Below are 11,160 nucleotides of genomic sequence, written 5' to 3'. Positions count from 1 at the left end.
GACGCCGCATCGAGCTGATCGACTCGTGCTCCTCCACGCTCCAGTCGTAGTCGCGGGTGGCCATCGCGGCGTTCCACATGCCCATCTGACCGACGAGCCGGCTGAGCAGCGAGCGGATCGTCTGCCCCTCGTCGTCGTCCTCGAGCGCGATCTCGGTGTCCAGCTCCTGGTCGGTGAGAAGGCCGGCGTCCCGGATCAGCTCGCCGGTGAGCCAGACGTGGTGGTCGACCATCCTCTCCAGCAGATCGGCCCCGCGGACGACGTCGCGTGACGGCAGCCGGATGCTCCCCGGCGGCACGAAGTGCACGCCGTTCGCCTCCCCGATCTGGATGTGGCCCGGCTTCTTGCGCCACTCGCGGGGCGCCGCGTCGTAGGCCTTGGTGACCGCGCGCGTGAACGCCTCGTGCGAGGAGTAGCCGGCCTCGACCGCGATGTCGAGCAGCGGCGCCCTCGTCGTGATCATCCGGTACGCCGCGCGCTCGAGCAGGATGCGCCGGCGCAGCGCCTGCGGCGGCTCGCCCGCGACGGACTTGATCATCCGGTCGAAGTGGTAGCGCGAGAAGTGGTGCCGTGCCGCCCAGTCCTCGCCGGTCGCGTCGTGGTCGTCGAGGGCGGCGGCCAGCCCGTCGACGAAGTCGGCGAAGGTGTCGGCGGCGACGGTCATCTCGGCGTCCCCGCGGCGTTGTTCGCTGGAGGAGCGCAGCGGGGGAAGGGAAGAACGCCGTGGGGTGAGGTCATGCAGACATGGTGCCCCGGTTCGCGGGGCGGTGCCTTGATCCGGCTTGCTCGCCCGCGCTTGTAACGCCCTGTTATCGACGCATCCGCGCCTGGGCGCGGGCGCACCGGTGCGGATAACAGGGCGTTACAAGCAAAACGGAGGTCAGGGCAGGGCCACCTCGGCGAGGGCGCGGATGCGGGCGTCGAGCTCGCGCCGGTCGTCACGGCGTACGACGGCCTCGATCACCTCGATGCCTCCGTTGGGCGTCGCCAGCGCCTGCTCGAGCTCCGGCCGGCTGTGCACCTGGAGGTGGGGCGTGCGCGTGGCGGCACAGAGGCTCGCGAGATCCACGCCGTGGGGGGTGCCGAAGAGCCGGTCGTACCGGTCGGCGTACTCCTCCGCACCCTGCTCGAGGGTCGCGAAGATCGAGCCCCCGTCGTCGTTGACCACGACCATCGTGAGGTCGGGGCGAGGCTCCTCCGGGCCGAGCACCAAGCCGTTGGCGTCGTGCAGGAACGTGATGTCGCCGACCAGCGCGAGACTCCGGTCGGAGCGTCGGCCGAGGGCGGCGCCGACGGCGGTCGAGACGACACCGTCGATGCCGGAGAGGCCGCGGTTGGCGATCGTCTTGCGGCGACCCCCCACCCCGTAGCGCGGCACCATCAGGTCGAGGTCGCGGATCGGGTTGGAGGCGCCCACGACGAGCAGCCCCTCGCGCGGGAGTGCCCGCGCGACGGCGCCGGCGACGTCGTACGCCGTCATCGACGGCTCGGCCGCGAGCAGCGCGTCGAGGTCGCGGCTCACCCGGGCATCGGCCTCGCGCCAGATGTCGACCCAGCTGCTGTCCTCGCTCTCGTCGGCCGCCAGGTGGATGAACTCGTGGTCGACCCGGAACGGCTGGGTCCCCCAGCGACCCCCGGACCCGGCACTCCAGATCTCGACGTCATCGCGGGCCAGCAGCCGCATCACGGGACGGGACAGCGTGGGGTGGCCGAACACCACGACTCGCTCGACCTGGTCGGAGAGCCCTGAACCGAGCAGCAGTCGGTAGGTCCGGATCGCATGCGTGCCCGTCCGCGAGCCACTGGTGGGTTCGGCGAAGAGCGGCCAGTCGGCACGCTCGGCCAGCACCCGCGCCGGCGGGCCGGCGTCGTCGCCGGCGACCACGACGGTCCGCGGCCCGAGAGGGATCGTCGTGAGCGGCAGCAGGACAGCCGGCCCGGTCATCCAGCGGCCCTGCTCCAGGTGCGGTGTCCACCGGTCCTCCGGCACCAACGGCTCGTCGAGGCACACGTTGAGGTGAATGACGCTCCCGAGTGGCGCGCCCGGCCCACCGAGCCTGGTGTCCGTCTCGGGATAGGTGCCTGTCGTGACGTCGACCGTCGGGACCAGCGGACCGAAGATCCCGACCTGGTCGGTGGTCTGGTTGGCGGCAGTGCCGCGGAGGCGCGCGGGGCGGTCGGCGGTCACGGCGACCAGGCTCACCCCGGCATGGGCGGCCTCGAGCATCGCCGGGTGGAGGTTCGCGACGGCAGTGCCGGAGGTACAGATGACCGCGGCCGCCGACCCGACCTTGGTCAGCCCCAGCGCCAGGAAGCCGGCCGAGCGCTCGTCGATGCGCGTGTGCAGCCGGACGAGGCCCGCCTGCGCGGCGTCGTACGCGGCGAACGACAGCGGCGCGTTGCGCGACCCGGGAGCGAGCACGATCTCCCTGATCCCCTGCTCGACCAGATGGCCGACGACGGCGCGGGCCAGCACTGTGGCGTTCACGGCAGAGGATCCCTTCGTGACGGTCGCTGCGCGACCTCCTCAGCACGAGCCTGCCGCAGGCCACGGACCGCCGCGATCCGCTTCTCCCACCAGGCGACCCGCTCGGGCGGCGCCGCGACGGCGTCCAGGAGTGCGGGCACGACCGTGGGTACGCCGACGGGAAGCGCGCCGTTCACCGGGACCAGCTCCGGTGACGTCACGTCGGCGGTCAGCAGGGCTCGCGTGGCCAGCCCGCACGCGTGGTCGAGCGACGGCAGCGCCGCGGCGAGGGCGACTCCGGCAGCCAGCCCCACCGAGGTCTCGAGCGCCGACGACACGACGACCGGCATCCCGATGTCCGCGGCGATCCGCAGGCAGGCGTGGACGCCGCCGAGCGGCTGCACCTTGAGCACCGCCACGTCGGCGGCCTCGAGGTCGCGGACGCGGTAGGGGTCCTCGGCCCTCCGGATCGACTCGTCGGCCGCGATCGGGACGTCGACCTTGCGGCGTACGGCGGCCAGGTCCTCGACCGCGGCGCAGGGCTGCTCGACGTACTCCAGGCCTCCCGCGGCCCGGTCGAGAGCGGCGATGGCGGCGACCGCGCCGTCCACGTCCCAGGCGCCGTTCGCGTCGACCCGCAGCATCCCGGCCGGACCGAGTGCGTCGCGGACGGCCTCGACCCGCGCCAGGTCGTCCGCCAGCGGGGTGCCCGGATCGGCCACCTTCACCTTGGCCGTGGCGCAGGCGGAACGCCGTACCAGCGCGTGCGCCACCTCGGGTGTCACGACCGGGACCGTCGCGTTGACCGGCACCGCGTCGCGCACCGGCGCCGGCCAGTCGCCGGCCGCTGCCTCCTCGGCACACCGCAGCCAGGGCTCGGCGACCTCCGGCGGGTACTCGGTGAACGGGCTCCACTCGCCCCACCCGGCCTCGCCCTCGATCAGGACGCCCTCACGTACGGTGATCCCGCGGAACCGCGTGGCCATCGGGATCGCGAAGACCCTCACCGGGCGTCCTCCGCCAGCTCACGGACGGCGAGCCGGTCCACCTTGCCGTTGGCGAGCATCGGCAGCGCCGGTACGACGACCACGTCCCGCGGCGCCCACGCCCTCGGGTGGCGCTCGGCCACCCAGTCGCGGGCCTCGTCGAGCGCCAGCGCCCGCACGGGCTCGACCAGCGAGAGGACGGCGACGACTCGGTTGCCCCACTCGGGATCCGACAGGCCGACGACCTCCGCAGCCGAGACGCTCGGGTGCTCGCGCAGCCGCGCGGCCACGGCGGCGGCCGGCACGTTGACCCCACCGCTGACGACCATGTCGTCCATCCGACCGAGCACCTGCAACCGGCCGTCCTCGTCGAGCCGCCCGGCGTCGGAGGTGTGGAACCATCCGTCGACGAGCACCTCCGCGGTCGCGTCGGGATCGTCGAGGTAGCCGTCGAAGAGCGTCGGCCCCGCCAGCCGAACTCGCCCGTCGGTCGCCAGCGCGAGCCCGACCCCGTCCAGCGGCAGCCCGTCGTACACGCACCCGCCGCAGGTCTCCGCCATCCCGTAGGTCGCCACCAACCGGATGCCGGCGTGCCGAGCTCGGTCCTTGAGGGAGACGTCGACCGGGCCGCCGCCCACGAGCACGGCCTCGAAGGCCGCGAGCGCCTCGGCGTCCGCCGGACTGTCGAGCCAGCGGTGGAGCTGGGTCGGCACCAGCGAGAGGAAGCCGCCGGCGAGGCGCATGTCGCGTGGCGAGCGTTCGCCGAGGACCGCCGGGCGATGACCCGCCACCAGCGATCGGACGACGACGTTCAGCCCCGCGACGTACGACGACGGCAGCGCCAGCAGCCAGGGACCGGACCCGCCGAGCCGCGCCGCGGAGGCGCTCGCCGAGGCGAGAACGGCGTCGCGGGAGAGCACGACCTGCTTCGGCGTACCCGAGGACCCGGAGGTCGCGATGACGGCGAGTCCGGGGTCATCGGCGGACAGCCACGCCTCGACGGCGTCGATGTCGCTGTCGACGACACCGCTCAGACGTAGCGACCGCACACCACGAACGCTACTGACACCTGGAGCAGTCTCCCGGCCAGGGTCTCTGGGTCTCGGCGCGGATCGCTCGGGCCGCCGAACGGTTCCTGGCCACCCACGCGCTGGGCCCCTCCGCCGCGACTGCTTGAATCCGGCCATGCCATCCAACGGGCCCTCCGGCGTGCCGTCGGCCGGTCCCACCGCCTCGTCGTGGGTCGCCGGTGCGCGCCCGCGCACCTTGCCCGCCGCCATCTCGCCGGTCCTCGCCGGCACCGGCGTCGCGGCGTACGCCGACGACGCCGTCTGGTGGAAGGCCCTGCTCGCGCTGGTGGTCGCGATCGCGCTCCAGGTCGGTGTGAACTACGCCAACGACTACTCCGACGGGATCCGCGGCACCGACGCCGATCGGGTCGGCCCGATGCGGCTGGTCGGATCGGGTACGGCGTCACCCGGCGCCGTGAAGCGCGCCGCGTTCCTGGCGTTCGGCGTCGCCGCGCTGGCCGGGCTGGTGCTCGCCGCCACGACAGCCTGGTGGCTGGTGGCCGTCGGTGCTCTGTGCATGGTGGCCGCGTGGTTCTACACCGGCGGCTCCAAGCCGTACGGCTACCTCGGGCTCGGCGAGGTCATGGTCTTCGTGTGCTTCGGACTCGTGGCGGTGATCGGCACGGCGTACGTCCAGGGCGACGAGTGGCGTGCCTCCGCGGTGTACGCCGCGGTGGGGATCGGTGCGATCGCCTGCGCGATCCTGGTCGCCAACAACCTCCGCGACATTCCCACCGACCGGGGCGCCGGGAAGATCACTCTCGCGGTCCGGCTCGGCGACGAGCGCACGCGACTGTTCTACGTGCTGCTGATGCTGGTGGCCCTCCTCGCCCTGGTCGGCGTCGCCCTCTCGACCGGCTGGTGGTCCCTTCTGGCGCTGCTGTACGTCGTCCCGTCACTGAAGGCGGTCGGGGTCATCCGGTCCGGAGCCGTCGGCCCCGCTCTCATCCCGGCACTCCAGCTGACCGGTGTCGCCGAGCTGCTCTACGGGCTCGGGCTGCTGGTCGGGCTGGCGCTCGGGCACTAACTGGCCTACAAACCGGCGCCGCCGGGCAGGGACCAAGGCGGTTTGTAGGCCAGTTCGTCGCCGGCCGCCACCCACCACCCGTCTACGCTGATCCCATGTTCTGGTTGATCCTGCTGGTGATCGTGGTGGCCGGCGTCGTGGCCTGGAAGATGCGTGTCAAGCTGATCGCCAAGCTCACCGGTCAGTCGGAGTCGCGGATCAACCGCCAGCTCGGCCGCCGCCGCTAGGGTCCCGATAGCGCGGATCACGCGACCGGTCCCGCCGAGGGTCCGAGCGTCCGGCTGATCCGTACTATCTCGATTGGGCCTTAATCGACGTCTTCTCGGGCCTTGATCTCGTCGAGCTTCTCCGAAGCGCGGCGCGCGCGCTCGTCGACGTGGCGGGCGAGCGCCGTGCGCTGCCGGCCGAGGGCGAAGTACGACGCGAGCCCGCTGACGACCAGCGCGATGATCAGGATCCACATCAGGTTGGCCGAGTCCGACGTGGCGAGCCAGATCCCCCCGACGAGGGCCACCGACGCGGCGAACAGCAGCAGCCGCAGACCGGTGTAGACCCAGAACTCCTTCACCCCGCCAGGGTAGTCAGCCCGAACGCATCGACCAGAATCCGCAGGTCCCGTATCCCCACGACCATCGGCGACCTACCCTGTCGGTGTGTGGAGGTTCGTGCTGCTCCTGGTGGTGGTCGCGGTGGGTTCCTACTACGCCGCTCGGTTCCTGCTCGAGGGCTTCCCGCGCATCAAACGCCGGGACGACGAGTACGTGCGGCCCCTCGGCCCGGACGACGACGACGAGTTCCTCGCCCAGATCTCGCGGAAGAAGGGCCCGGAGGACCAAGGCTGACCCACGACGTCATACGGAGCGAGCCCTAGATGGCTCCGACCGTATGACGTCCGGAGGGTCAGCGCGCCACGAGGCTCGAATAAGGAGCACCGCTGGCGTAGGAGTGCTGGCTCGTCGTCGAGAAGTAGTTGATCCCGATGAAGTTGAACCACAGCGAGGCCACGCCGATCAGCGCCAGGATCGCGGCGTTCCGGCCGCGCCAGCCCGCGGTCGCACGGGCGTGCAGGTACGCGGCGTACACCACCCAGGTGATGAAAGCGCAGACCTCCTTGGGGTCCCAGTTCCAGTACGACGACCAGGCCTGGTGCGCCCAGATCGGGCCGGAGATCAGCACCGCGAAGGTCCAGACCGGGAACGCGAACGCGTGGATGCGGTAGGAGACCCGGTCCAGGGTCGGACGTGACGGCAGCCGGGCGACGTAGCCGCGCTCGGCGCCGCGCTTCTCGGCGCGTGCCCGGACCAGGTACAGCGTCGAGGAGATGCCGCCGAGCGTGAACGCCCCGGTCGCGATCATCGCGGACATCACGTGGATCACCAGCCACGGCGAGTTCAGGGCCTCGGTCAGCGGCTCGACCGGCGAGTACAGCCACAGCACGGCGACCATCAGCAGCACCAGCACCATCGCGGTGACGATCGGCCCCATCCAGGAAAGCCCGAAACGCTTGCGCAGCAGCAGGTAGCCGGCGACCACGACGAACGAGCCGGAGATCGTGAACTCGTACATGTTGCCCCACGGCACCCGGCCCGCGGCCATCCCGCGGCCGAGCAGGGCTGCGAGGTGGGCGACGCAGCCGGCGGTGGTCAGGATCAGGGCGAGGTTGCCGAACATCGCGATCCGGAACCGGGTGGACTCGTCCGGCCGAACGGTCGAGCCGGCGGCACCGCGCGTCGAGCCGGTCGAGCCCGTCGCCACCAGCCCCGCGGCGACCTTCGCCTCGACGGGCCGATGGGCAGCTGCCGTCACCGGCACTGTGCGCAACGCGCTCCACTCGACGAGGTGGGCCAGCAGCGCCAGGAAGTACAGCACCCCCGCCGCCGCGATCGCCTGGTTGCTGAGGTCCTCCCAGCTCATGCGCGAGTTCCTTCCTCGGTACGCCGGCCCTCACCGTCGCGGGCGAGTGTGCCCGGACCGGTGGTCTGGAGTGAGTCCACCACCGACGAGAGTACGGGGGTCAGGTCGCCGCCCCCCGACCGGTCCAGGGCAGCCACCTCGACCAGGGTGGTCCCGTCGCGTCTGCGAGCGCGCACCCAGATCCTGCGTGGCCGGATGAACAGCGAGCCGAGCAGGCCGAGCAGGGCCAGGATGACGCCGAGCAAGGTGACCCAGACGTCGGGGGTGCGGCTGATCTGGAGACGGGTCCAGTGCTTGACGCCGTGGAAGCTCACCGACCCCGCGCCGTCGGGCAGCTGCACGGTCTGGCCGGGCTGCAGGTCGACGCGGAACATCTTGCCGCCCGGCTTCTTCAGCTGCCGCATGTTCGCCTTGTCCATGGCGTACACCGACTGCGGCACGCCGTTGTCGAGCCCGAGGTCGCCGACGTAGGCGAGCATCGACAGGGTGGGGTTCTTGTCGTCGCCCATCACGTTGATCGGGTCGCCGTTCACCAGGGCGAAGGTCGGGTAGAACAACCCTTCGAGCCCGATGTCCTGGCCGGCCTTCAGACCGGGCGCCTTCACGACCCCGAACGACTCGAAGTTCGAGCTCTCCGGAAGGAACACCGTCGGGCCGTTGTACAGCTCGTGTCCCTGTCCGTCGCGGACGGTGATCTCGGGTGCGTAGCCGTGCCCGATCAGGAATATCTGGGTGCCGCCGATCGTGAGGGGGTGGTTGACCCGCAGGTCGTAGGTCCGCTCCGGCGACCAGGTCGACCGCTCCCCCTGGCACGACGTGTGGTAGTTCAGCGGCGCCTCGAAACCCCGGGCCATGCCCTGGCGCGGACCCGACTGGATCCAGTCCGCGGAGAAGTCGCGGACCGTGAAGCAGAACGGCTCCATCTTGTCGGCGTCGAACAGCGACCCGGGTGCGAAGTCGTCGTACTGCGTGAGCGTGTTGGAGAAGCCGTTGCCGACGATCAGGATGACGCCGCCCTTGTAGCCGAACAGGCTGCCGATCCCGAAGCCCACCAGCACGATCAGCACCGACAGGTGGAAGAGCAGGTTACCGGCCTCACGGAGCCGGCCCCGCTCCGCCGACACCCACCCGTCGTCGACGCCCTCGAACGATGCGGCCCCAGCACCCTCGGACGTGGCCAGCCGGTTGCCGCGCGAGAGGTGACCGGCGGCGCGGTGCAGGACGACCGACGGCTGCTCGTCCGTCGTGTACGCCGCGTGGTCCGGCAGGCGGGTCAGGTTGCGGGGTGCGGGGGGCGGCTCGCGGCGGAAGCTGCGCCAGTACACGAACAGCCGCGGCACGATGCAGCCGACCAGCGACACCATCAGCAGCAGGTAGATCGCGGCGAACCAGGGCGAGTGGTAGACGTTGAACAGGCTGAGCTTCGAGTAGATCGGCGTCAGGTGAGGATGGGCCGCCTGCCAGTCCTCCGTCTTCAGAGCGTTGACACCCTGCTGCGGGATCACCGACCCCGGAATCGCGCCGAGTGCCAGCAGGAGCAACAGCACCAGCGCGGTGCGCATCGAGGTGAGCTGGCGCCAGATCCAGCGCACGAACTCCCATGCCGTCAGCTCCCCCGCACGACGCTCGGGGCGCCGAGGCGGCTCGGGTGGCGTCAGCGGGTCGTGGCGCGTGGTGTCGGTGGTGCTCATCGCTCAGACCGCCACCGTCGACTGGTTCACCAGATGGATCTGCAGCCAGGTCACAGCCTGGTCCCACCAGCCAGTGAGGAGGGCGAGACCGACGAGCACCAGCATGGCGCCGCCGACCCGGGTGACCCACTGCTGGTGCCGGCGGACGAACCGGAAGGCGCCGAGCGCCCTCCGGTACGCGAGTGCGGCGGCGATGAACGGGACGCCGAGGCCCAGGCAGTAGACCGCCGCCAGGAGGGCGCCACGGTCGGCCGTGCCCTCGTTGAGCCCGAGCGTGATGATCGCGCTCAGGGTCGGCCCGACGCACGGGGTCCAGCCGAGCCCGAAGAGGAACCCGAGGAGCGGCGCTGCGCCGAGCCCGACCGCCGGCACGGTGTGGACGCGGAGGTCGCGTTGCAGGAACGGGACGAGACCGGCGAAGGCCAGGCCGAGCAGGATCAGCACGATGCCCAGGACGACCTCGAGCTGGGTGCGCGACCGGACGAGCCAGGTGCCGAGCGAGCCCGCGGTGAAGCCGATCACGACGTACACCAGGCTGAAGCCGAGGACGAACAGGACGGCGCCGGCCAGCATCCGGCCGCGACGGGCGTGCTCGAGGTCGGCGCCGGAGAGCCCGGTCGCGTAGGAGAGGTAGCCCGGCAACAGCGGGATCACGCAGGGCGAGAAGAAGGACACCAGGCCGGCAACGAGCGCGACGGGCACGGCGAGGAGCAGGGAGCCGGACGACGCCTGGTGCTGGAACCAGTCACCCATCGCGTGCCACGTCCTGCACCATCTGCACGAGCGTCAGGGTGGAGGGCACGCCGCCGTTGATCGCGGCGGCCGGGCGCCCCTGGGCGTCGAGGATCACCGTCGAGGGGATGGAGTTCGGCCCGATCACGCCCGGGAAGGCCAGCAGCGCCTCACCTCCCGGCGAGAAGAACGACGGCCAGGTGATGCCGTAGCGGCGGTTGTAGGACTTCGCCTGGGCCGTGCCGTTGTCGCGGCTGTCGATGCCGACGAAGTGCGCCTGGTCGCCCAGCTTCCGTGCGGCGGCGACGACGAGGGGCTGCTCCCTGTGGCAGTCCGCGCACCAGGAGCCCCAGACGTTGACCACCGTCGGCTTGCCGCGCATCGAGGCCAGGGAGATCGGCTTGCCCTCGAGGTCGGTGCCCGACAGCGTCACCGGCTTGCCGCGGTCGCCGACCGCGATCGTCCGGATCGAGCCGTCGCCCGCGACGTACCCCTTGTCGCCGCTGGCCTGGAGCCCGTGGAGCGAGGAGCAGCCGCTCGCGGTCAGCAGGAGGAGAGCCACCGCGAGGAGCGAGAGGAGACGAGTGCGCACCTAGGGCCTCTTCGCCTCCGGGGCGTCGCCGGCCGAGAACGGCGCAGACTTGTCGCGGACCGGGATGAGGTCGCCGGCCGGCTCGGAGTAGCGGATGGTCGCCAGCGCGTCGTCGGTGAACTCGAGAGATGTCACCGAGCACAGGGTGCACTGCCGCCGACGCGGGTCGTGCACGAACGACCTGCGCTCCAGCGAGAGCCGGGTGACCCAGATCGGCAGCTGGTGGGACACGACCGCGGCCTCATGTCCGCGTGCCGCGTCGCGGGCGTCGTGGATCGCAGCGAGCATCCGGGTGACGATCTCCTTGTAGGGCTCGCCCCACGACGGCTTCCACGGGTTCCACAGATGGAGCCAGGTGGTGGGCTTCCGCAGCGCGTTGTCGCCGTGCCCGAAGCGCTTGCCCTCGAACACGTTGGTGGACTCGATCAGCCGCGGGTCGAGGACCGGGGCGAGGTCGCGAGCCTTCGCCAGAGGTGCTGCGGTCTCCTGCGCCCGCTCGAGGGGCGACGTACGGAGGTGCACGATGTCGCGGTCGCCCAGGGCCTTGCCGATGCGCTCGGCCATCTCGCGCCCGAGGTCGGAGAGGTGGTAGCCGTCGCGCCGCCCGTAGAGCACACCTTCCGGGTTGTGCACCTCGCCGTGCCGGATCAGGTGCACGGTCGTGCGGGTCTGCTCCCGCAT

At 71.5% G+C, this 11,160-nt stretch carries 13 protein-coding genes; 3 read left to right on the top strand and 10 right to left on the bottom strand.

All coding sequences use genetic code 11. From position 1 onward, the window contains the following. The 4 genes from VGK78_RS15035 to VGK78_RS15020 all read right to left on the bottom strand — a co-directional run. Positions 1-664, bottom strand: a 664-nt coding sequence (locus tag VGK78_RS15035; protein WP_331528495.1) for a helix-turn-helix transcriptional regulator, incomplete at its 3' end; no start/stop codon positions are given. A 216-nt stretch (positions 665-880) separates the two neighbouring features. Beyond that, positions 881-2,488 (bottom strand): 2-succinyl-5-enolpyruvyl-6-hydroxy-3-cyclohexene-1-carboxylic-acid synthase, encoded by a 1,608-nt coding sequence (gene menD / locus VGK78_RS15030; protein ID WP_331528494.1) that lies wholly within the window; start codon positions 2,486-2,488, stop codon positions 881-883. Further along, positions 2,485-3,474 (bottom strand): o-succinylbenzoate synthase, encoded by a 990-nt coding sequence (locus tag VGK78_RS15025; protein WP_331528493.1) that lies wholly within the window; start codon positions 3,472-3,474, stop codon positions 2,485-2,487. Before VGK78_RS15025 ends, menD begins: the two co-directional genes overlap by 4 nt. Continuing rightward, the gene (locus VGK78_RS15020) at positions 3,471-4,502 is read right to left on the bottom strand and encodes an AMP-binding protein (protein ID WP_331528492.1); all 1,032 of its coding nucleotides are present in this window, start codon (positions 4,500-4,502) and stop codon (positions 3,471-3,473) included. The genes VGK78_RS15025 and VGK78_RS15020 overlap by 4 nt, the downstream gene beginning before the upstream one ends. Before the next feature lie 136 nt (positions 4,503-4,638). Between VGK78_RS15020 and VGK78_RS15015 the strand changes: the two genes are divergently transcribed. Continuing rightward, positions 4,639-5,550 (top strand): 1,4-dihydroxy-2-naphthoate polyprenyltransferase, encoded by a 912-nt coding sequence (locus tag VGK78_RS15015; RefSeq protein ID WP_331528491.1) that lies wholly within the window; start codon positions 4,639-4,641, stop codon positions 5,548-5,550. Positions 5,551-5,645: 95 nt separating this feature from the next. Beyond that, the gene (locus VGK78_RS15010; RefSeq protein WP_331528490.1) at positions 5,646-5,777 is read left to right on the top strand and encodes a hypothetical protein; all 132 of its coding nucleotides are present in this window, start codon (positions 5,646-5,648) and stop codon (positions 5,775-5,777) included. Positions 5,778-5,857: 80 nt separating this feature from the next. On the opposite strand, the gene VGK78_RS15005 is transcribed toward VGK78_RS15010, so the two are convergent. Then, positions 5,858-6,118, bottom strand: coding sequence for a DUF4229 domain-containing protein (locus VGK78_RS15005; RefSeq protein ID WP_331528489.1), 261 nt, complete (start codon positions 6,116-6,118; stop codon positions 5,858-5,860). A gap of 85 nt (positions 6,119-6,203) precedes the next feature. Here VGK78_RS15005 and VGK78_RS15000 point away from each other — a divergent pair, with 85 nt between their 5' ends. After that, the gene (locus VGK78_RS15000; RefSeq protein ID WP_331528488.1) at positions 6,204-6,392 is read left to right on the top strand and encodes a hypothetical protein; all 189 of its coding nucleotides are present in this window, start codon (positions 6,204-6,206) and stop codon (positions 6,390-6,392) included. Positions 6,393-6,450: 58 nt separating this feature from the next. Here VGK78_RS15000 and ccsB read toward each other — a convergent pair whose 3' ends face one another. Genes ccsB through VGK78_RS14975 form a run of 5 tightly spaced genes read right to left on the bottom strand, consistent with a single transcriptional unit; the run spans position 6,451 to position 11,160 of the window. Beyond that, a complete protein-coding gene (ccsB, locus tag VGK78_RS14995; RefSeq protein ID WP_331528487.1) occupies positions 6,451-7,464 on the bottom strand; it encodes a c-type cytochrome biogenesis protein CcsB in 1,014 nt (337 codons plus the stop codon). Continuing rightward, positions 7,461-9,155: a cytochrome c biogenesis protein ResB gene (resB, locus tag VGK78_RS14990; protein WP_331528486.1), complete on the bottom strand. Its 1,695-nt coding sequence runs from the start codon at positions 9,153-9,155 to the stop codon at positions 7,461-7,463. Before resB ends, ccsB begins: the two co-directional genes overlap by 4 nt. Before the next feature lie 3 nt (positions 9,156-9,158). Beyond that, positions 9,159-9,908, bottom strand: a complete 750-nt coding sequence (locus VGK78_RS14985) for a cytochrome c biogenesis CcdA family protein (RefSeq protein WP_331528485.1) — start codon at positions 9,906-9,908, stop codon at positions 9,159-9,161. Continuing rightward, a complete protein-coding gene (locus VGK78_RS14980; protein WP_331528484.1) occupies positions 9,901-10,479 on the bottom strand; it encodes a TlpA family protein disulfide reductase in 579 nt (192 codons plus the stop codon). Before VGK78_RS14980 ends, VGK78_RS14985 begins: the two co-directional genes overlap by 8 nt. Beyond that, entirely contained in the window at positions 10,480-11,160 is a 681-nt protein-coding gene (locus tag VGK78_RS14975; RefSeq protein ID WP_331528496.1) for a histidine phosphatase family protein, read from the bottom strand.

Source organism: Nocardioides sp. (assembly GCF_036503465.1).
In the GTDB taxonomy this organism is placed as follows: domain Bacteria; phylum Actinomycetota; class Actinomycetes; order Propionibacteriales; family Nocardioidaceae; genus Nocardioides.
Note: the sequence above shows the minus strand (reverse complement) of the source record. Positions and strands in the feature narration are given on the sequence as shown.

What these genes read in the sequence shown, in the direction of transcription:
- VGK78_RS14975 (WP_331528496.1), bottom strand. Translation starts at nt 11,160, where the DNA reads ATGCGGGAGCAGACCCGCACGACCGTGCACCTGATCCGGCACGGCGAG.
- ccsB (WP_331528487.1), bottom strand. Translation starts at nt 7,464, where the DNA reads ATGAGCTGGGAGGACCTCAGCAACCAGGCGATCGCGGCGGCGGGGGTG.
- VGK78_RS15010 (WP_331528490.1), top strand. Translation starts at nt 5,646, where the DNA reads ATGTTCTGGTTGATCCTGCTGGTGATCGTGGTGGCCGGCGTCGTGGCC.
- VGK78_RS14985 (WP_331528485.1), bottom strand. Translation starts at nt 9,908, where the DNA reads ATGGGTGACTGGTTCCAGCACCAGGCGTCGTCCGGCTCCCTGCTCCTC.
- resB (WP_331528486.1), bottom strand. Translation starts at nt 9,155, where the DNA reads ATGAGCACCACCGACACCACGCGCCACGACCCGCTGACGCCACCCGAG.
- VGK78_RS15015 (WP_331528491.1), top strand. Translation starts at nt 4,639, where the DNA reads ATGCCATCCAACGGGCCCTCCGGCGTGCCGTCGGCCGGTCCCACCGCC.